Annotated in this window: 21 protein-coding genes and 1 tRNA gene; 13 read left to right on the forward strand and 9 right to left on the reverse strand. The window is 65.4% G+C overall.

All coding sequences use genetic code 11. The features are described from left to right. Positions 1-12: 12 nt before the first annotated feature. On the reverse strand, positions 13-1,395 hold the full coding sequence (locus DELCS14_RS23310; RefSeq protein ID WP_013803838.1) for a sodium:solute symporter family protein: 1,383 nt from the start codon (positions 1,393-1,395) through the stop codon (positions 13-15). A 13-nt stretch (positions 1,396-1,408) separates the two neighbouring features. Continuing rightward, a complete protein-coding gene (locus tag DELCS14_RS23315) occupies positions 1,409-1,615 on the reverse strand; it encodes a DUF3311 domain-containing protein (RefSeq protein ID WP_012203908.1) in 207 nt (68 codons plus the stop codon). 142 nt (positions 1,616-1,757) lie between these two features. On the opposite strand from DELCS14_RS23315, the gene DELCS14_RS23320 reads away from it, so the two are divergent. Continuing rightward, positions 1,758-2,669 (forward strand): LysR family transcriptional regulator, encoded by a 912-nt coding sequence (locus DELCS14_RS23320; protein WP_013803839.1) that lies wholly within the window; start codon positions 1,758-1,760, stop codon positions 2,667-2,669. A 17-nt stretch (positions 2,670-2,686) separates the two neighbouring features. Here the strand turns inward: DELCS14_RS23320 and DELCS14_RS23325 are convergent, their stop codons facing one another. Next, the gene (locus DELCS14_RS23325; RefSeq protein WP_013803840.1) at positions 2,687-3,589 is read right to left on the reverse strand and encodes a LysR family transcriptional regulator; all 903 of its coding nucleotides are present in this window, start codon (positions 3,587-3,589) and stop codon (positions 2,687-2,689) included. Between the two features lie 171 nt (positions 3,590-3,760). On the opposite strand from DELCS14_RS23325, the gene pdxA reads away from it, so the two are divergent. After that, on the forward strand, positions 3,761-5,467 hold the full coding sequence (gene pdxA / locus DELCS14_RS23330; protein WP_043796910.1) for a 4-hydroxythreonine-4-phosphate dehydrogenase PdxA: 1,707 nt from the start codon (positions 3,761-3,763) through the stop codon (positions 5,465-5,467). A gap of 423 nt (positions 5,468-5,890) precedes the next feature. Here the strand turns inward: pdxA and DELCS14_RS30885 are convergent, their stop codons facing one another. After that, positions 5,891-6,187 (reverse strand): hypothetical protein, encoded by a 297-nt coding sequence (locus DELCS14_RS30885; protein WP_157158316.1) that lies wholly within the window; start codon positions 6,185-6,187, stop codon positions 5,891-5,893. Between the two features lie 408 nt (positions 6,188-6,595). On the opposite strand from DELCS14_RS30885, the gene DELCS14_RS23335 reads away from it, so the two are divergent. The 6 genes from DELCS14_RS23335 (at position 6,596) to DELCS14_RS23360 (ending at position 12,007) form a co-directional block, all read left to right on the forward strand. Then, entirely contained in the window at positions 6,596-8,776 is a 2,181-nt protein-coding gene (locus DELCS14_RS23335; protein WP_228676811.1) for an SdrD B-like domain-containing protein, read from the forward strand. Between the two features lie 73 nt (positions 8,777-8,849). Then, positions 8,850-9,461, forward strand: coding sequence for a hypothetical protein (locus tag DELCS14_RS23340; RefSeq protein ID WP_013803843.1), 612 nt, complete (start codon positions 8,850-8,852; stop codon positions 9,459-9,461). Beyond that, positions 9,461-10,081 carry a hypothetical protein gene (locus tag DELCS14_RS23345; protein ID WP_013803844.1) on the forward strand — a complete coding sequence of 207 codons (621 nt, stop codon included), beginning with the start codon at positions 9,461-9,463 and terminating at the stop codon, positions 10,079-10,081. The genes DELCS14_RS23340 and DELCS14_RS23345 overlap by 1 nt, the downstream gene beginning before the upstream one ends. 26 nt (positions 10,082-10,107) lie before the next feature. Next, the gene (locus DELCS14_RS23350) at positions 10,108-10,563 is read left to right on the forward strand and encodes a hypothetical protein (RefSeq protein ID WP_012203901.1); all 456 of its coding nucleotides are present in this window, start codon (positions 10,108-10,110) and stop codon (positions 10,561-10,563) included. Then, complete coding sequence (locus DELCS14_RS23355) at positions 10,560-11,366, forward strand: hypothetical protein (RefSeq protein WP_013803846.1); 807 nt, start codon at positions 10,560-10,562, stop codon at positions 11,364-11,366. Before DELCS14_RS23350 ends, DELCS14_RS23355 begins: the two co-directional genes overlap by 4 nt. Further along, the gene (locus tag DELCS14_RS23360; RefSeq protein ID WP_013803847.1) at positions 11,366-12,007 is read left to right on the forward strand and encodes a hypothetical protein; all 642 of its coding nucleotides are present in this window, start codon (positions 11,366-11,368) and stop codon (positions 12,005-12,007) included. The genes DELCS14_RS23355 and DELCS14_RS23360 overlap by 1 nt, the downstream gene beginning before the upstream one ends. A gap of 42 nt (positions 12,008-12,049) precedes the next feature. Here DELCS14_RS23360 and DELCS14_RS23365 read toward each other — a convergent pair whose 3' ends face one another. Together DELCS14_RS23365 and DELCS14_RS23370 are read right to left on the reverse strand one after the other, a co-directional pair. After that, positions 12,050-12,400 carry a DUF1304 domain-containing protein gene (locus DELCS14_RS23365; protein WP_013803848.1) on the reverse strand — a complete coding sequence of 117 codons (351 nt, stop codon included), beginning with the start codon at positions 12,398-12,400 and terminating at the stop codon, positions 12,050-12,052. Between the two features lie 100 nt (positions 12,401-12,500). Beyond that, positions 12,501-12,878: a hypothetical protein gene (locus DELCS14_RS23370; protein ID WP_013803849.1), complete on the reverse strand. Its 378-nt coding sequence runs from the start codon at positions 12,876-12,878 to the stop codon at positions 12,501-12,503. A gap of 403 nt (positions 12,879-13,281) precedes the next feature. Between DELCS14_RS23370 and DELCS14_RS23375 the strand changes: the two genes are divergently transcribed. The 5 genes from DELCS14_RS23375 to DELCS14_RS31435 all read left to right on the forward strand — a co-directional run bounded on the left by DELCS14_RS23375 (position 13,282) and on the right by DELCS14_RS31435 (position 15,231). Next, positions 13,282-13,638: a PRC-barrel domain-containing protein gene (locus DELCS14_RS23375; protein WP_013803850.1), complete on the forward strand. Its 357-nt coding sequence runs from the start codon at positions 13,282-13,284 to the stop codon at positions 13,636-13,638. A 129-nt stretch (positions 13,639-13,767) separates the two neighbouring features. After that, a complete protein-coding gene (locus DELCS14_RS23380) occupies positions 13,768-14,118 on the forward strand; it encodes a four-helix bundle copper-binding protein (protein WP_013803851.1) in 351 nt (116 codons plus the stop codon). A gap of 151 nt (positions 14,119-14,269) precedes the next feature. Then, positions 14,270-14,629 carry a hypothetical protein gene (locus tag DELCS14_RS23385; protein ID WP_012203894.1) on the forward strand — a complete coding sequence of 120 codons (360 nt, stop codon included), beginning with the start codon at positions 14,270-14,272 and terminating at the stop codon, positions 14,627-14,629. A gap of 134 nt (positions 14,630-14,763) precedes the next feature. After that, on the forward strand, positions 14,764-15,045 hold the full coding sequence (locus DELCS14_RS23390) for an H-NS histone family protein (protein ID WP_012203893.1): 282 nt from the start codon (positions 14,764-14,766) through the stop codon (positions 15,043-15,045). A gap of 57 nt (positions 15,046-15,102) precedes the next feature. Further along, positions 15,103-15,231 (forward strand): hypothetical protein, encoded by a 129-nt coding sequence (locus DELCS14_RS31435; RefSeq protein ID WP_267233440.1) that lies wholly within the window; start codon positions 15,103-15,105, stop codon positions 15,229-15,231. An 827-nt stretch (positions 15,232-16,058) separates the two neighbouring features. Here the strand turns inward: DELCS14_RS31435 and DELCS14_RS23395 are convergent. From DELCS14_RS23395 to serS, 3 genes are all read right to left on the reverse strand, one after another. Further along, positions 16,059-16,592: a hypothetical protein gene (locus DELCS14_RS23395; RefSeq protein ID WP_157158317.1), complete on the reverse strand. Its 534-nt coding sequence runs from the start codon at positions 16,590-16,592 to the stop codon at positions 16,059-16,061. 63 nt (positions 16,593-16,655) lie between these two features. Then, a tRNA-Ser gene (locus DELCS14_RS23400) sits at positions 16,656-16,745 on the reverse strand. A 33-nt stretch (positions 16,746-16,778) separates the two neighbouring features. After that, entirely contained in the window at positions 16,779-18,095 is a 1,317-nt protein-coding gene (gene serS / locus DELCS14_RS23405; RefSeq protein ID WP_012203833.1) for a serine--tRNA ligase, read from the reverse strand. Positions 18,096-18,127: the final 32 nt, after the last annotated feature.

Raw genomic sequence — 18,127 nt, forward strand, 5'->3', positions numbered from 1 at the left:
GGGATGTTTCCCTCAGGCGGTCTTGACGTGTGCAGCACGCGGCAGGCAGTGGACGATGGCCGTGACCAGCAGGTTCAGCGCCAGGCTGATGAAGCCCAGGTTGATGCCGCCGAAGTCCGGTTGCTGCAGGTACAGCACGATGGCCAGCGCCTGCCCGCAGACGATGCCCAGGGCAATGGCCAGGGGCCGGATGCGCCAGCCAAACAGGATGGCCATCATTCCCGGGAAGAACTGCGTCACGCCGTAGTAGGTGGTGTTGATCAGGGTCAGCATCAGGTTGGGCGTGAGCAGCGTCATCACGATGGACAGCAGCAGGTAGATGACGATCACCACCTTGGCGCCCTGCTTTTGCTTGGCCTCGGGCAGGCCGGGCAGCAGGTTGCGCGCCACGATGGGGCCGATGGCCAGGCAGATGCCCGCCAGCACCAGCAGGCCCGACAGCGCGGCGCCTGCGGCGACCAGGCCCAGCAGCCAGTCGGGCAGCAGGCGCACGGCAGCGGCGAAGAAAGCCTCGTTGGGCGATGCCAGTTCCAGGTTCTGGCTGATGGCGTAGTACGAGGCCAGCACCAGGAACGGGTACATCAGCATGTACAGCGGCATGGCGATCTGCGTGCGGCGGATGGTGTGCGAACTCTTGGCCGTGAAGAAGTTCTGCACGGCGAACGGCATCATGTAGAAGCCCAGCGCCTGGAACAGCATGGTGCTCATGGAAAAGCGCAGCTGTGTATCGGTCATGTGGTTGCTGACCTTGGCACTGGCGGCGGCGAACACATCGCCCACCCCGGCATGCCAGCCCACGGCCACGCCCGTGGCGATGATGGCCACCACCATGAGGATGTCCTTGAGGATGGCGATGTAGGCCGAGGCACGCACGCCCGAGATGGCGATGTAGGTGAAGGCCAGGCCCGCCGAGATCAGCAGCAGGTGCAGCGGCTGGAAGTTCCAGCCCAGCCCCTTGAGCGCCGCCACCAGCCCCGTGAACTGCAGCTGGCCCCAGGGCAGCAGGAACAGGATGGCCGAGCCGGCCACGATCAGCTCCAGCGCGCGGCTGCCGAAGTGGCCCTTGAACAGGTCCGGCAGCGTGATGGCGTTGTGGCGCAGGCCGGCCTTCCAGATCATGGGGCCGAGGAAGTAGCCCAGCGGATAGGCCAGCAGGATGTAGCCCAGGAACCAGACGCCATAGGTCGGCCCCTTGGCGTAGATGCCGCCCGGAAAGCCGACCATGGTGCCGATGCTGTAGATCTCGCCGGCGGCGAGGAAGAACACCAGGTAGGCGCCGAACTGGCGCGAGGCGACGAAGAAGTCATGCACGCTTTGCGCGCCCTTGCCCGTGCGCGAGCGGATGGCCAGGTACAGGGACAGTGCGATGAAGCCCAGAAAGACTGCGGTGGTCATGGCGGTGCTCCCTTCAGGCCGACTGCACGTCGTCGGCTTCGTGGCGGTCGAACATCAGCCAGCACACGAGCATGCACAGCGACGTCAGCACGAACCACATGAAGATCCACAGGTAGATGAAGGGCACGCCGAGCAGATGGCGATCGACGGACGCAACCCAGGGAAGCAGGCCGATCACCGCGATGTACGGGATGCCTATGCCGATGAACAGCTTGAGCATGGTTTGTCTCCTTTTGCTCCGATGAAAGAGTTGGCGGTTGTGGCCGCTCTATAGGACGTTTCAATGTCCATGGATGCGATCTTAGGAAGTGCCTACCTATAATTCAAATGAGAAATTTGCCAACAAACCATGAGGATCACGCATGGATACCCAGAAGCTGCGGCACTTGCTGGCCATCGTCGAGCACGGCACTTTTTCAGACGCGGCGCGCGCCGTGCACCTGACCCAGCCGGCGCTGAGCCGCAGCATCCGCGCACTGGAAGACGAGCTCCGGGCGCAGCTGTTCGACCGGGGCGCGCGGCGCGCCCGGCTGACGGTCTTCGGCGAACTGGTGGCCGAGCGCGCACGCCGCATGCGGCTGGAGGAAACCCAGCTGCGGCGCGACCTGGAGCTGCTGCGCGGCGGCCAGGAGGGCGCACTGGCCATAGGCGTGGCGCCGGCCCCGGCGGCACTGCTGCTCAAGCCCTTTCTGATCCACATGGCGCAGGCGCATCCGCACATCAAGGTGCGCACCGAGATGGGCGCCACCAGCTCCCTGCTGGAGCTGCTGCGCAATGAATCGATAGACGCCATCGTCGGCGACGCCTATGTGCTGCGCGCCGCCGATGACGTGGACATGGAGCTGCTGGGCGAGCTGCCCGCCGGCCTGGTCTGCCGCGCGGGCCACCCCGTGCTGCAAAACCCCGGCATGGACGAGATCCGCCGCTACCCCCTGGCCACCACCACGTTGAGCACGGCCATGGCGCGGCAGCTGGCCGAGCTGTGGGGCGAGGGCGCCGAGCCCGACAAGCTGTTCACCCTGCACTGCAACAACCTGGAATTGCTGCGCAGCGTGACCCTGGCCACGGACACCTTGCTGTTCGGCGTGCTGTCCATCACGCGCCAGGAGCGCGCCAGCGGCACCATGGCCGAAGTGCCCCTGCCCGCCGATCCCCGGCGCTGCGGCCGCTACGGCATGGCGCGCATGGGCGCGCGCAGCCTGTCACCGGCGCTGGAAACCGTCTATGCATTCACCCGCACGCATTGGCGGGAGCTGTCCGAGCACGACCAGTGAAGCCGGGCAGGCGCAAGTCATGCGTCGGCCCGCGCCAGCGGCAATGTCTGCGTGCGCAGCCACTCCAGCACCAGGGCGAAGCGGGCCTCGTCATGCACCGGCCTGGGTGACATGAGCACGTAGTGCGAGCCGTCGGCCACAAAGCCGCGCGGCGCGCACAGGGTGCCGCTGGCCAGATCGTCGGCCACCAGCGCCAGCGGCCCGATGGCAATGCCCGCCCCGGCAACGGCGGCCTGCAGGCTCAGGTAGAAATGCTCGAAGCGGGCCTCGCGCCCGGGCTGCAGCAGCACGCCGGTCAGCTCGCTCCAATGCCGCCATGCGTCTGGGCGCGATGCCGTGTGCAGCAGCACGCCGCCCAGCGGCCCGGAGCGTGCCAGCGTCTTCGCAAGTGCAGGCCTGCAGACGGGACCCACGTGCTCCTGCAAAAAGGGCTCGGCAACCACATCGGCGCCCATGTCGAAATCCGCGCGGCGTATGGCCAGATCGATGCCCTCGCGCGCAAAGGGCACCGAGCCGCCGGCCGACACCAGGCGCAGCTCGCGCTGCGTGCCGATCGCTTCCTGCAAATCGCCCAGGCGGGGAATCAGCCAGCGCATCAGAAAGGTGGGCTCGCAGGACAGCACCAGCGGCCGGTCCGGCCCGGCGGCCTGCCGCGCTCGGCCCAGCGCGCCGCGCAGGCGCTCCAGCGCCAGGGCCACCTCCTCGGCCAGCACACGTGCCGTGGGGGTGGCAATGATGCTGCGGTTGCTGCGCTGGAACAGCGCAAAGCCCAGCGCCTCTTCCATGTCGCGCACGGCGCGGCTCACGGCGCCATCGGTCAGGTGAAGCTCGCGCGCGGCCTTGGAAACGCTGCCGTGGCGCACCGTGGCCTCGAAGGCACGCAGGGCGGACAGCGGCGGCATATGTGTGGGTGGGGCCATGGGACTGGAGGGCGGCATCGGACACATCGGACACATCAGACACATCGAAGAAAGGGAGTGGGGAGAGATTTCAATTGACTTTTGATCAACTGAATACTGAATCCATATCGATTTTCTGCAGTGCGATTTTCATGCAAAGTACCTCCATCGATTGAGCTTTCAGCAATGACCATGAACGAAGCCCCCACCATCGCCCCCGCACCCCTGGCCATCACCATGGGCGATCCCGTGGGCATAGGCCCCGAGATCATCGTCAAGCTGGCCATGGACCCCGCCCGGCCCCGTGCGCCTTTTTTCGTCATCGGCGACACGGGGCGGCTGCAGCGGGCAGCCGACATGCTGGGCGTGCACCCGCGCATCCACGCCATCGACACGCCGGCCCAGGTTCCCGCCACCGTGCCACCCGCCACCGTCTTCGTGCTCCAGACCGGGGACCGGCTGCCCGAGGACCTGGCCTGGGGACGCATCGATGCGCGCGCCGGGGCCGCCTGCCATGCCTACATACAGCGCGGCATCGACCTGGCCCTGGCCGGCGAAGTCGCAGGCCTGGTGACCGCCCCCATCCACAAGGAGGCGCTGCGCGCCGCGGGCTGCCCCCACCCCGGCCATACCGAGATGCTGGCCGAGCGTTCGGGCACGCGCGACTTCGCCATGATGCTCGCCAATGACGAACTGCGGGTGCTGCTGGTCTCCATCCACGTGCCGCTGCAGCAGGCCATTGCCGCAGTCACGCCGGACAACGAACTGCGTGCCATCCGCCTTGCGCACCGGGCCTGCCGGGCGTTCGGCATCGCCCGGCCCCGTGTGGCCGTGGCGGGCCTCAATCCGCACGCCGGCGAGAACGGGCTGTTCGGGGACGAGGACCGCTCGGTGATCATCCCCGCCATTGCGGCCGCACGTGCCGAGGGCATAGACGCCAACGGCCCCTGGCCGGGCGACACGGTCTTCATGCGGGCACGCCGGGGCGAGTTCGACGTGGTGGTCGCCCAATACCATGACCAGGGGCTGATTCCCGTGAAGTACCTGGGCGTCGAGCAGGGCGTGAACATTACCGTGGGCCTGCCCTTCGTGCGCACCTCGGTGGACCACGGCACGGCCTTCGACATCGCCGGCACGGGCCGTGCTGACCATGCCAGCCTGGCCTGCGCGCTGCGCCAGGCGGCGGCCATGGTGCAGGCGGGCCGCTCCGGCGCCAGCGGGCAGGCGCAGCGCCCGGACTTCATCTTCATGCTCACGCAGCAGGACAAGACCATTGCCGATGCGCGCGAGCGGCTGCGCGAAGTGCTGGCCCAGGGCGTGCGCCATGTGGGCTTCAAGGACATAGGCCTGCCCCTGCCCCAGCTGCGCGAGCTGGCCCGGGACATCCGCGCAAGCGGTGCCAGGGTCTATCTGGAAGTCGTCAGCCTGGACGAGGCCAGCGAGGTGGCTTCGGCCCGCGCGGCGGTCGAGCTCGGGGTGGACGTTCTCATGGGCGGCACGCGCCCCGAGGCGGTGCTGCCCGTGCTGCGCGGCAGCGGCATTGCCTACTATCCGTTCCCCGGCAGGATCAGCGGGCATCCGAGCGTGCTTTCAGGGCCGGCCGAGGACATCGTGGCCAGCGCGCGCCGCATCGCGGGGCTGGAGGGCGTTCATGGCCTGGACCTGCTGGCCTACCGTTTCCGGGGCGACGTGCCGGCCCTGATCAAGGCGGTCTGCGATGCGGTGGACAAGCCCGTGGTCGTGGCCGGCTCCATTGATCGCAGCGAACGCATCGCGGCCGTGCTTGCTAGCGGTGCCGCGGGTTTCACGGTAGGCACCGCCGCCTTCGAGGAGACTTTTCCAGCCGCGCGGCCCGGGCTGGCGGCGCAGTTGCAGGCCATACAGGCGCTGGTGGACTGAGAGCGGGCCGGCCACCGCGCGCACCTCAGACAACGCACGCAACTCTCGCACCTCCCGTGCCGGCCACGCCTCCCGCACATTCCGCGCGCCGGTGTCACGGGCCAGCAACTGGCGCCGCTCGGCTTCGGCCAGGCGGTGGGTCTTCAGCCGCTGGACCACATGGAACTGGCGCTTCTTGGCCATGAGGGACGCGCCGCCTGCAAAGCCTTCCATGCGGCTTGCCGCCTTGCCATGCTGCGGGGCATTCCAGGGGTACAGGCCTGCCACCAGGGTCACAACGACAGCCAACACCATGACCACGAGCGCCCTCCAGGGTGCCCGGGGTCTGCGTTGGCCTTGCCTGTGATGCGCCTGAGAGTTCATGAAGACAGGGCAAATGATTGCGGCAGCTTGCATTGGTGCAGGTGCTTTAGCCTGCATCAATCAACCTGGCCGGATACCAGTCCAAAAACCAATCAGAACCTGGCGCACTTCAGTTGCGCCATTCCTTGATTCTCCAGCAGCCGGAATCTGATGAGAACCCTCGTTTTCCAACAGATGAATTGCCTGAAAACGGAGATAACGCCCAGCAGCCTCTATTGCCGCATGAAAAGCAAATGATTCATTGCTATCAATAGAAAACCTGAAACCCATCCATAGCCAAAAAGCAAAGCCCGCCAACTGCCCTCTGGGCGCTGCCAGCCAGGCACCGCAGCGCCACAGATGAACATCGAATGGCATCACCCTTTCCCCTACCATCCGGCAGCGTGCCGTCCTACTGGATAAACCATGCCATTTAGGGAACGATGATATTCACCCTGAATACCTCTCATTCGGCACACCATTGACAACGGCCGGTCTTTGAAGTGCAGCTCCGGTATTTGCAGGGCCCAATCGATGGCTGCACGCATTCAGCCATTTTCCGCAGTTTTGTGATCAGTTGTTTTGGCCAGATGGCTTGGCATCCGATGAATAAAGCAGGGATCTTGGTTGATGATTCGAACGCTGCCGCGGACCGTTGCCGGCCCCGCTGGAGTCTGGTCGCGCCTGCCGCTCGCGTGCCTTGGGTGGAGCCTGGCAGCCGCTCCCGCCTTCCTGTGCGGCGCACAGGCGCAAACACCTTCTTCGGCGGCCGTTGCCGGTACCTCCATGGCTGAGGCACGCATCGAATCCCTGGACCGCGACCAGGCCGAGCAGGCCCGGCTCAAGGCACTCTCCGAAGGGGCCGCCCCTGCCTACCAGGACCGTTTCATGGATCCGGACGAGATCGCACAGTCCGCTGCCGCCGAGCCCGAAGCCGAGCAGCCCGAGGGCTTTCGCGCCTGGGTGGTGGAAAGCCGCCTGGGCCTGGGCGAATCCCGCACCACCGGCTATGGCCGCCAGCGCGCCACAGAAATCGGCCAGCGCCTCGAATACCGCCGCGAGACACTGAACTACGGCGAGTTCACCCTGCAGGCCGAAGGCCGGCACCTGAGCGGCGACAACTTTGGCAATGGCCTGGGTATGGGTGGCTTGAGTATTGGTGGCCTGGGCTATGCCCGGCAAGCCACGAGCGAGCGCTTCACGCTGCGCAACCTTGGCTTTCCGCTGACCACGCAGACCTTCGCCGACACGGCCGTGGGCGACCTCTACAGCGAGCTGACCGATGGCCTGGCGCGCAACTACCGGCTGTCGCTGGGCTCGACCACGGTGCGCGGCGCCTCGGCGCGCATCTTCCGCCCGGACCTGGACCTGCGCGCGGGCTACGGCCAGCGCGGCCTTCTCACGGGAGGGCCCTACCCCGGGTTCGAGAAAAACCAGGGCACGCTGGGCTGGCTGGGCGCCACCGTGCGGCTGGATGGTCCCTGGTTTGCCGCCTTCCAGCTGGACCAGGCCGACGATATTCCCGCCTACTACAGTCTCAGGCACTACCCCGGCGATGACACGCAATACGACCCCGGCTCCGCCCTGGGCCTGGGCAGCAAGCGCGTGACCAGTTGGGCCGCTTCGCTGGGCTACGGGCGCGGCGTGCTGCGCGATGGCGACTTCAGACTTCGCACCACGCTGCTGGGCAGCCGTACCAGCGCGCCCCTGTTTTCTCCAGCGGCAGGCACCGCCGGCACGGAGGGCCGCAGCGCCCAGGGCCTGTTCATCGAGGCCAGTGCGCGCGCGGGCGCCTACCGCCATGAATTCGGCCTGCATGCAGCCCAGCCCCAGCTGCACTTTGGCGACTACGCGCTGTCCAGCGCGGCGCGCGGCGCCTATTGGCGCGTGGACCGCCATGTCACCCGCCTGAGCTGGGGCATGGGGCTGGACTACGAACGCACGCCGCAAACCACGGCGCAGGATGCAGGCTTTCAACTGTCGGGCTACCGCCGCCTGGGAGCGAATGGCAATGCCCAATACCAGTTCGACCGGCACACGGCCGTGGGCGGCAGCTTCAGCGCCTACCAGACGCGCAACGATGCGGGCACCGCAGGCGGCGGCCAATCGCGCAGCCTTTATGGCAGCGCGTTCTACCAGACCCGCTTTTTCGACTGGCCGCGCAGCCGCTTCATGCTGACCGTCCGGCGCAACGAGCTCATCGTGCTGGGCGACTCCTCCGCCACGGGCCAGGAGGTGCAGTGGGAGCAGGACTGGGCTGGTGCACGCCAGGCAACGCTGCGGTCCGAGCTCACCACCACGCTGGGCTATGCGCGCGACCGCAGCGGCGGCATGTCGCGCAACTATCCAACGGCCGGGCTGCAATGGCGCTACTGGCTGGAAAGCGGGCTGCAGCTGGCCGGCAACCTGCGCTACACCTCGCAAAGCGGCAGCCTCTACACCAGCCGGGGCCTGTCGGGCTCGCTGTCGGCCGAGAAGGAACTGGGCCGGGGCTGGCGCATGGGCGTCATGGCGCACTTCAACCAGGCCCGGTCCTCGCTGCTGCCCACGCCCTCTTCCCTGCCCAACCTCTACCGCAGCGACGAGAAGACCGCCTATGTCTACCTGCGCTGGGAAGGTAGCGCGGGCACGGCCTATGCGGCCGCAGGCGCACCCGGTGAAGGCGTGGGCGGCGGCAGCCTGTCCGGCCGCGTGTTCTACGACGCCAACCGCGACGGCGAACAGCAGGCGGGCGAGGCGGGCGTGGCCGGCGTCGAGGTGGTGCTTGACGGCCGCTACCGCACGGTGACCGACCGCGATGGCCAGTTCGAATTCCCGGTGGTGCCCACGGGCCACCACCGGCTGTCGCTCACCCAGGAAAGCGTGCCGCTGCCCTGGGGCGCCTCCGGCGACAACACCAGCAGCGTGCACGTGCCCCTGCGCGGCCAGGCCTCGGCGTCGATTGCCGTGGTCAAGGTGGGCGAGTGAGTGAATGAGTGAATGAATGACTGATTAAGGCGCACAGGCTTCCCAGGCAACCCGTTCCATCCAAGGAGATTCCATGAAACGAACATCCATCGCTCAACGCCTGCTGGCCGCATCGCTCGGCGGCCTCGGCCTGGCCCTGACCGCGTTGCCTGCCATGGCCGAGAGCCAGTACGGATCGGGCACCGGAACCATCACGGCCCAGGCCAAGGTCAACCTCAGCGTGACCGTGCCCAAGCTCATCTTGCTGCGCGTGGGCTCGACCAATACCACGGTGGACACGGTGACCTGGACCTCGACGCTGAGCATCCCCGGCGTGCCCACCACGCCGCTGGCCTCCGTCAACAACACCAACGTGGACTGGAACGGCGCCGCGCCCACCGTCGCCGCCACCTCGGCTGCCGCCACGCTCACGGTCTATGCCTGGACCAATGCAGGCGCCGGCACCATCAACTGCGCGGTCGGCGCCTGGAATGCCACGGGCGGCCCCACCAACGCGGACTTCACCGTCACGACCACCGGCAACCTGCCCCACCCCGGGCCCAATCTGGGTGCCTGCGCGTCCACCTCGTTCCCCTCCAACGTGGTTGCGACGGGAACCTGGGCATATGCGCTGGGAGGTACGCCGGCCAGCTGGGCTGCCAATACCTATACCAACGTCATCACGTATACGGCCCAGGGCATCTGATGGACAAGGCTTTGCCTCGCCTGCTGGCCGCAGCGGCCCTCTGCGTTGTGCAGCCGCCCGCGCAGGCCGTGTTCACCATCGTGACCGACACAGACCTGCTCAACTACAGCCTGACACTGCGCGTGGGCACGACCGGGGCAACCGTGGACACCGTGGCCTTCAGCGTGACGGGAGCCAACGCCGGCCTCACGCCCGTGGCCGTGACGGGCACGCCCAGCATCAGTGTCTCGGTGTCTCCCACACGTCCCGCGCTGGGCACCGCCGTGGCCCGGCCAGTCACGCTGGTCGTCGATTCATCCACCGCACTTTCCTGCCAGTCGGGTGGCTGCGGCAGCGCGACCATTCCGTTCAGCAAGATCAGTTGGGTGGCATCGAACAACGGCAATGCTGCGTCCGGCGACATACAGAACGGGCGCTTCACCGCCAGCGCCGGCCAGTCCATCGCCAGCTACAACGCGAACGCATCCGTCTGTTCTGGCGCGCTGTGCCCGGTCGCTGGCTGGACCGTCCAGTCACGGCAACTGACCGGCACCGTGCTGCAGTTCACCTACGACAACGACGTGGTCTACCCGGGCGGCAACTACAAGGGCACCGTGCGCTTCACGGCATCGATGGTATGAGGCCGCTGGCCTGGCCGCTCCTGTGCATGGCACTGGCCTGGGCCACGGCCCTCGCGGCGCATGCCGAAGTGGCGCGGCTGGACGACTCGGCTTCGCCCCGGTCCCAGGTGCGCAGCGACTTCGCCCGGGCCAGGGTCGTCGGCGAGCGGCTGCTGGAGCTGCCCATGGGACGCATCGAATACCGGCTGGCCACGGCGCCCCATGTCGGCCGCACGGCGCGCATCTTCTATGTGATTCCCGCCCTGGTCACGGGCCTGCGCTCGCCTGCGGGCATGCAGGTGCAGTGGCGCGGCAATGGCGTGTTTGCAGGTGGCACGGGCCGGCCCGGCGATCGGGTCCAGGTCTGGAACGGCGTGGTGCGCACGCCCTGGATGGCCGAGGTTTTCGACCTCACGCTGCACATCGACCCCGCCGAGCTGCGCCTGACCCGGGGCTCGGCGCTGAGCTTCGAGTCCTACTTCGAGATCGAGACCCTGCCATGAAAGCTCCTCCCATCGCCGTTTCACTGGCCCTGCTGATCGCCTGCACCGGCGCCGCCGCCGCACCGTTCGAGCTGGTCGTGGCGCCCTCGCGTTTCGAGCTGTCGGCCAAGCCGGGGGCGCGCACGGGCCAATCGCTGGACATCCACAACCTGGCCTCGGCACCCACCGAGGTGGCCATGCGCACCATCGACTGGACCTATTCCGACACGGGCGACATCACCTACCACGACGAACTGCTGCCCGGCAGTTGCCGGCCCTGGGTGCTGCTGGAGCGGCGCAGCGTCACGATTGCAGGCCGCAGCAAGAAGGCCTTCCGCTTCCAGGTGGAGCCGCCTGCCGATGCGCCGCGCGGCGAATGCCGCTTCATGATCGCCATCGAAGGCGTGGAGCCCGCGCAGCAGACCGTCATACGCAGCGGCGGCGCCAGCCTGAGCCTGCCTGTCACGGGCCGCATCGCGGTGGCCGTCTACGTGACGCTGGGAGGTGCTGCGCCCCAGCTGGACATTCGCCAGCTTTCCATGGCCGAAGACGGCAAGACGCGCCGCGCCCTGGTCACCGTCAGCAACACCGGCGATGCCCATGGCCGGCTGGAAGGCAGCCTGGACGCCGTGGACAACAAGGGCCGCCGCTTCGAACTGGTGCCGGAAGGCACGCCCATATTGCCGGGCCAGACACGCACGCTGGCCCTCATGCCCAAGGGTGAAGACGGCCAGCCCGCCCCGCCGCCCGCGTATCCGGTCAAGGCCAAGGGCAGCCTGGACTGGGAAAAAGGCAGCTTCAAGATCGATGTGGAACTGAAGTGATGACAACCAGGCCGATGGCGTGGCTGGCCCTGTCCATGGCGCTGGGCGGCCTGGGCCACACCGTGCATGCGGCGTCCAGCACCACAGGCCCCAGCCTGCTGGTGCCGCTGAGCACCTCGGTGAACCTGGACTTCACCATCGCCATCGACAAGTTCATCTTCTTTCGCATAGGCGACGGCACCTGGCCCACACCCGGCGGCACGACCAGCAGCGTGGCCTTTGTGCTCGCCCCGTCCATCCCTGGCGTGCCCACCACGCCCGTGGCGGGCAGCAACACCTCGGTGAACTGGAGCGGCGCGGCCCCCAGCTTCAGCATCACGCCCAGCGGCAATGTGCTGCCGGTGGAGGTGCGCAGCAACGCAGGCCAGGTCACGCTGCGCGCCACCGCCACCACGGCGCTGACCAGCGGGGCCAATACCATCCCGCTGTCGGAGATCACCATCGCCACCAGCGACAGCAACCTGCCCGCGCCGCTGATACCCAATACGGGAACGGGCGCAGCGGTCAACGTGGTGGCCACCGCCTTTGCGGGGCTGGTCACCCAGCGCACGGCGAACTGGACCCTGTCCTATGCCAACCTGGCCTCCCGCAGGGCAGGCACCTACACCGGGCAGGTCACCTTCACAGCCAGCTCGCCCTGAGCGCTTTGAAAGCTTTGGGCGCTTTGGGCGCTTTGGGCGCGCTCAAAGGCCCAGGTACAGCGCAACCAGCGACACAGCAGCCGGCACGGCCTGCACCCAGAGGATCTTGCGGCTGGCCGTGGCGGCGCCATACACGCCGGCCACCAGCACGCAGACCAGGAAGAAGTATTTGAAGCCCAGGCCATCGGCCCCCTGCGCCAGCCCCCAGATCAGCCCAGCGGCGAGAAAGCCGTTGTACAGGCCCTGGTTGGCGGCCAGTGTCCTGGTCTGCTGGGCAAATTCGGGCGTCAGGCCAAACGCGCGGCGTCCGGCCGGCTTGTCCCAGAGAAACATCTCCAGCAGGAGGATGTAGACATGGATTGCGGCGACGATGCCGATGAGTACGTTGGCCATCTGGGGTGGGAAGAAAGTGGACAGGCCTCTGTATACGGGATGCACCCACACCCGTCCATGGCCGCTGCGCTACACAGGGCCTGCCACCACCCCTTCCCTGTCACCCGGAAGACTTGCTGCCGAGGTGCGACGGTTTTTCCGCGCCCTGCGCAGGTGCCACGGCGCCAGCGGCCGCACCGCCCAGCGCACCGGCCACGCTGCCTACCGTGCCGCCGACCACCACGCCCACCGGGCCGGCAATCACAGCACCCGCCGCAGCGCCTGCAGCGGCTCCGGCCAGCACGCCGCCGCCGATGAATACCGAGCGCGACTCGCGCTCTGCATCCTCGGGCGACAGTTCGAACTGCGCGGACGCATCGGGGTCCTGCGAAGGAACACCGTGGCCGGGGCGTGCCTGCTCGGCAAGGTCTTCATCCTCGGGGGCATCCGTGGACACCGGCTGGGTGGGCTGGATGGATGGCTTGTTGCTTGCATTCATGGGGCTCTCCTTCGGGGCATGCCACACGCATGCGGGACTGCCTGCGCTTCATTGCCCTGTCGTTTTTGTTGTACGCCTCGCCCTGCCGCGCCGCAGCCGGCCCAGGCTGCTGCCCCGCGTCAGCCAAGGCCCGCAGCCCCGCCGACCTTGACTACAGGGGCTCGTAGGACCTGGCCTCCGCCGCCCAAGGCACCTCCTACGCCCGTCGCGGCGGCCCGACTACCCGGTGCCCGCAGATGCCGTCCTAAGCTAGAACCCAGAAGCACACAGGCTTCGACTTCGCCAGGCGATGCACAGGTTTTCTTGACAGGCCGGCTACCGCGCCCCATTCAAAGCCGCATCGCTCAGCCGCCAGACGCACCGCGCTGGCGGGTCAGCACAAACCCACTCACTGGAGAACGTCATGGTCACACCCAACACCGCATCGAGCGTCATTTCTTCCGAAACCGTCAGCGGCACCAATGTCTACAACCCGGCAGGCGACAAGCTGGGGACCATAGACACGCTGATGATCGACAAGCTGTCCGGCAAGGTCCGCTATGCCGTCATGGAGTTCGGCGGCTTCCTGGGCATCGGCACGGATCGCTATCCGCTGCCCTGGGAATCCCTCAAGTACGAGCCCAACATGAATGGCTACGTGGTGTCGCTGACGCGCGAGCAACTGGACAACGCTCCACGCTACGAACGCGATACGGCTCCGGCATACACCGATGAATATGGCCGCCGCGTGAACGATTACTACGGCGTGCCCTACCTGTAAATCCCGACCCTCGCGGTCTTTGACACAGCCCCGTTCGCGGGGCGTTTTCTTTGGTGCGGATAGCTGCCAGCGAATGGCCAAGGAAGAACGCCCTGCGCAACTTCACTCCCTCATTCCTGGAGAACTGCCATGAATACCACCCCACCTGCCATCGACTACAAGGCCTGCATGGACGCCTGCCAGGCCTGCGTCATTGCCTGCAATACCTGCGCCGCCGCCTGCCTGAAGGAGTCAGACGTCCAGATGATGGCCGCCTGCATTGCCCAGGACCTGGAATGCGCGCAGATCTGCGAACTGGCCGTGGCCGCAATGGCGCGCCAGAGCCCGCATGCGCCGGACATCTGCCGCCTGTGCGCCCAGATCTGCCAGGCCTGCGCCGACGAATGCAGCAAGCATTCCCACGACCATTGCCAGACCTGCGCGGCAGCCTGCCAGCAATGCGCCATGTCGTGCAATCTCATGGGCATGCAGTCTCACTGACACGGCTGGCATGGGCCATGACAGCCGCCCTGGCAGAAATCCTGCAAACACGCAGGAAAAAACGCCACCGGCGCTGTCGCCAAACGCCGCGCCTTCGCGGAACCGGGCCTGCCTACACTTTGATGCATATCCAGGCACACAGGAGGCAGACATGGCACTTGAAATCAGCGCAGAGGAACGGTTCTTCACCCTGCTGAACCAGTTGAAGCACATGCCTCCCTGCTCATCCCGCCAGGAGGCACACGACATGCTGTTGCTGCTCTGGATGCGCATCTGCGAAGGCGCTGGCGCTCGCCGTGAATTGCTCAACCGCATGCGACAACGCACGCTGTGCGCAGAACATGGCTGGAAAAACCTCGACAAAAGCCCTTGCCATCTGGATTCGGACACCCTGCCAGGCATCCGCATCTATCTGCACTCCAACGGCACCATCGTCATTCAAAGACAGGGGGGAGCGCAGGATTCCGAAATCCTGCACTTCAGCGCCAGGCGCGAATTTGCCGAGGCCTAGGCCCGGTCCGCGCACAGCGCATGGGGGCAGTCGGAGCAGAGGCTAGGTGCAAACACCAACGATGTCCCACATGCGACATGGGCCCTGTCTCCATAGAATGCGTCATTGTGTAGCACACTATCCATGAGGAATACATGACAGCAGATTACAAAACCCTCCTCCAGCAGAAGGCCGAGCTTGAGGCAAAGATCGCCGCCACCCTGAAGGCGGAAAAAGGCGGAGTCATCGCCAAGGTCCGCGAACTCGTCGAGCAGTTCGGTCTGACCCAGGATGACATCTTCAGCACCGGCAAGGCCAAGTCCGCCAGCATTGGCGTGGCCAAATACCGCGACCCCGCCAGCGGAGCCACCTGGACCGGCCGGGGCAAACCGCCGCGCTGGATTGAAGGCAAGGACCGCAAGGCCCTCGAGATCTGAGCACGGCCCGCCAACGCGGGCCTTTTTTATGGCCGCAACTGCCTGCTGCGCGAGAACGTGAGCATCCAACTACTGCGCAAGGTATTCGCATCCACCGGCGAAATCGGCTTTACCTGCCACGTCTGCGCTGATGTGGTGATTCCCTACCCGCAGACCTTCGCAGTGGTCAAAGTCGTGCGCGCGTAAGCACAGCCAGGCCCAGATACAACAAAGCCCCGCATGGTTCGCCCAGCGGGGCTCTTTTGAAACATATAGTCAATGCAGCGGAGTGCCCGAGCTGGTCTTAGGCCCAATTGCGAAGAGGTGCATTAAGCCATTCTCCACAGTAGAAGTTATTTGAAGCCCAAGATTGATTGGCTAGCTTCGTAACAAAAACTATGTCATTTCCGTCAACGACTCGAGTTATCAAATCTCTCACTTGGCTTGCTGTCTGGGTTGTGTCAAGCAACCAAACAGACTCCATGCCTTTGCAGTAGTTGTATTGCTTCAGCAGGCTGTGCAGCGGCTCGTAATTTCGACCTGGGTTCTTCAAGTCGTAAGTCACCAAAAGTATTGCCATTGAGTCCTCCTAATGGAGCTCGAAACTTATCAGCATTTGCTTACAACTGATGCCAGGGTTTCTTTGGACTCATAGCAACCCAACCTCTCTCACCTCGCGCAGACGACTCACGAAGCAATCATTGACTGCCAGGAGAACGCCTCGGGCGTGCAGGCGCGCCGCTGCAGTTGCTGGAGGCGATAACAGGGCCACGATCTTCCTGGGGCGCCCCAGGGGCATCCGCAGGGCGGCCAAGGGGTAGGGGGGCAGCCAACGTCCGGAGCCTTTGCAGACCTAGACCGCCCTATTCCTCACGCGCAAAAAATTTCCCCCGTTTGAATTTTGTTAATCAAACAGAAACGCCCCGAAACCCAACATCCATTCGGGTTTTCGGGCGTTCCGATTCTTTGATTCTTTGATTTTTCGTTAAAGCTTTAACATCCCGCCATCGCACATGACGATGCCCAGCGAGGCGTCAAACTGGCGACTCATCCAAGGTCCACTTGGCAAGACGGTCCCGGAAACCGATCGAGGCAGCAACCGCATCAAACAGCTTGATAGCGAAGTTCTGCAGCAGTGGGTAGTGAGGGATAGTCTTCGCTCCTGTCACGATGTACTCCAGCTCCTTCGTGCTGTACATCACATTGAGCAAAGTCAGCACAGACTCGTCCAGGGCGTGCGATTGAAGCAATGAGTCGAGCCCGTTTTCCTTGCTGGCTGTGAAGGCCTTCTCCAAGTCATGGCCCAGCTTACGGCGAAGGTGCTCAAGCGTGACGCCCTTGCTCAGCAGAAAAACCTTGAAGGTGAGTTCCAAGCCATGACCCAAGAGATATAGGGCAGGGACAGGAGGCATGACCATGCGGGAATCTAGCTGGGCCGCACGTTCGTACACAACGAAGGCAGCCTCCAGGAACTCATGTCCGTAGCGGACCATCCCCATGGGCGTCGTTCGCTCCGGATCGTCATGCGGATGGGGTTGGTTCGCTTGACTGGCCATCGCTTCATCCATTGATGGGTAGATTGATGGGCACAACAAAAAAGCGCCTCGGAAGGCGCTTGTTTGCTGACACATTGGCGGAGAGGGAGGGATTCGAACCCTCGGTACGTTCGCACGTACGCCTGATTTCGAGTCAGGTACAATCGACCACTCTGCCACCTCTCCGCAGCGTCGAAGCTGAAATTATAGCCTAAAAATTCAGGCCTTCAGCAAAGTCTGTCCACCCATGTACGGGCGCAGCGCCTCGGGGATGGTCACCGAGCCGTCGGCGTTCTGGTAGTTCTCCAGCACAGCCACCAGCGTGCGGCCCACGGCCAGGCCGGAACCGTTGAGCGTGTGCACCAGCTCGTTCTTGCCCTGGGCATTCTTGAAGCGTGCCTGCAGGCGGCGCGCCTGGAAGGCCTCGCAGTTGGAGACCGAGCTGATCTCGCGGTAGGTGTTCTGCGCAGGCAGCCAGACTTCCAGGTCATAGGTCTTGGCCGCGCCAAAGCCCATGTCTCCCGTGCACAGGCTCATCACGCGGTAGGGCAGGCCCAGCTTCTGCAGCACGGCCTCGGCGTGGCCCGTCATTTCTTCCAGCGCCTCGTAGCTCTTTTCCGGATGCACGATCTGCACCATCTCGACCTTATCGAACTGGTGCTGGCGGATCATGCCGCGCGTGTCGCGGCCATAGCTGCCGGCCTCGGAACGGAAGCAGGGGCTGTGGGCCGTGAGCTTGATGGGCAGTTGGTCCTCGGCCACGACCACGTCGCGCACGAAGTTGGTCAGCGGCACCTCGGCCGTGGGAATCAGGTAGAGCGCCGCGTTGTCGGGCACGGGTTCGCCATCCTGGCCGCCCTTCTTGGCGGCGAACAGGTCGCCCTCGAACTTGGGCAACTGGCCCGTTCCCTTGAGCGAGTCGGCATTGACGGCGTAGGGCACGTAGCACTCGGTGTAGCCATGCGAGTCGGTCTGCAGGTCGATCATGAACTGCGCCAGGGCGCGGTGCAGGCGGGCGATGGGGCCCTTCATCACGGTGAAGCGCGAGCCCGACAGCTTGACGCCCATGTCGAAATCCAGGCCCAGCGGCTGGCCCACGTCCACATGGTCCTTGACCTCGAAATCAAAGGTCTTGGGCGTGCCCCAGCGGCGCGCCTCCACATTGCCGCTTTCGTCCGCACCGACGGGCACGCTGTCGTGCGGCAGGTTGGGCACGGCCAGCAGCATGGTCTGCAGCTCGCCCTGGATCTGCTCCAGGCGCGTGGCCGACTGGTCCAGCTCGGTCTTGAGACTGCCGACTTCGGCCTTGGCGGCCTCGGCAGCGTCCTTCTCGCCCTTGCCCATCAGCATGCCGATCTGCTTGGACAGCTGGTTGCGCTTGGACTGCAGCTCCTCGGTCCGTGTCTGCAGGGACTTGCGCTCTGCTTCCAGGGACTGGAAGGCCTCCACATTCAGGAAGGCCTGGGGCTTTTTGCGGGTCTCCAGCCGTGCGACGGCCGAGTCAAGGTCTTTGCGAAGAAGAAGGATATCGAGCATAGCCGGCAATTTTAGGCGGTATCGCCATGGCA

Source organism: Delftia sp. Cs1-4, assembly GCF_000214395.1.
Taxonomy (GTDB): Bacteria; Pseudomonadota; Gammaproteobacteria; order Burkholderiales; family Burkholderiaceae_C; genus Comamonas; species Comamonas acidovorans.

Coding starts and splice junctions, on each gene's coding strand:
- DELCS14_RS23320 (WP_013803839.1), top strand. CDS start 1,758: ATGGATACCCAGAAGCTGCGGCACTTGCTGGCCATCGTCGAGCACGGC.
- DELCS14_RS23375 (WP_013803850.1), top strand. CDS start 13,282: ATGGTCACACCCAACACCGCATCGAGCGTCATTTCTTCCGAAACCGTC.
- DELCS14_RS23360 (WP_013803847.1), top strand. CDS start 11,366: ATGACAACCAGGCCGATGGCGTGGCTGGCCCTGTCCATGGCGCTGGGC.
- DELCS14_RS23340 (WP_013803843.1), top strand. CDS start 8,850: ATGAAACGAACATCCATCGCTCAACGCCTGCTGGCCGCATCGCTCGGC.
- DELCS14_RS23355 (WP_013803846.1), top strand. CDS start 10,560: ATGAAAGCTCCTCCCATCGCCGTTTCACTGGCCCTGCTGATCGCCTGC.
- DELCS14_RS23365 (WP_013803848.1), bottom strand. CDS start 12,400: ATGGCCAACGTACTCATCGGCATCGTCGCCGCAATCCATGTCTACATC.
- DELCS14_RS23310 (WP_013803838.1), bottom strand. CDS start 1,395: ATGACCACCGCAGTCTTTCTGGGCTTCATCGCACTGTCCCTGTACCTG.
- DELCS14_RS23315 (WP_012203908.1), bottom strand. CDS start 1,615: ATGCTCAAGCTGTTCATCGGCATAGGCATCCCGTACATCGCGGTGATC.
- DELCS14_RS23345 (WP_013803844.1), top strand. CDS start 9,461: ATGGACAAGGCTTTGCCTCGCCTGCTGGCCGCAGCGGCCCTCTGCGTT.
- serS (WP_012203833.1), bottom strand. CDS start 18,095: ATGCTCGATATCCTTCTTCTTCGCAAAGACCTTGACTCGGCCGTCGCA.
- DELCS14_RS23380 (WP_013803851.1), top strand. CDS start 13,768: ATGAATACCACCCCACCTGCCATCGACTACAAGGCCTGCATGGACGCC.
- pdxA (WP_043796910.1), top strand. CDS start 3,761: ATGAACGAAGCCCCCACCATCGCCCCCGCACCCCTGGCCATCACCATG.
- DELCS14_RS23350 (WP_012203901.1), top strand. CDS start 10,108: ATGGCACTGGCCTGGGCCACGGCCCTCGCGGCGCATGCCGAAGTGGCG.
- DELCS14_RS23335 (WP_228676811.1), top strand. CDS start 6,596: ATGGCTGAGGCACGCATCGAATCCCTGGACCGCGACCAGGCCGAGCAG.
- DELCS14_RS30885 (WP_157158316.1), bottom strand. CDS start 6,187: ATGCCATTCGATGTTCATCTGTGGCGCTGCGGTGCCTGGCTGGCAGCG.
- DELCS14_RS23370 (WP_013803849.1), bottom strand. CDS start 12,878: ATGAATGCAAGCAACAAGCCATCCATCCAGCCCACCCAGCCGGTGTCC.
- DELCS14_RS23395 (WP_157158317.1), bottom strand. CDS start 16,592: ATGGATGAAGCGATGGCCAGTCAAGCGAACCAACCCCATCCGCATGAC.
- DELCS14_RS23390 (WP_012203893.1), top strand. CDS start 14,764: ATGACAGCAGATTACAAAACCCTCCTCCAGCAGAAGGCCGAGCTTGAG.
- DELCS14_RS23385 (WP_012203894.1), top strand. CDS start 14,270: ATGGCACTTGAAATCAGCGCAGAGGAACGGTTCTTCACCCTGCTGAAC.
- DELCS14_RS23325 (WP_013803840.1), bottom strand. CDS start 3,589: ATGGCCCCACCCACACATATGCCGCCGCTGTCCGCCCTGCGTGCCTTC.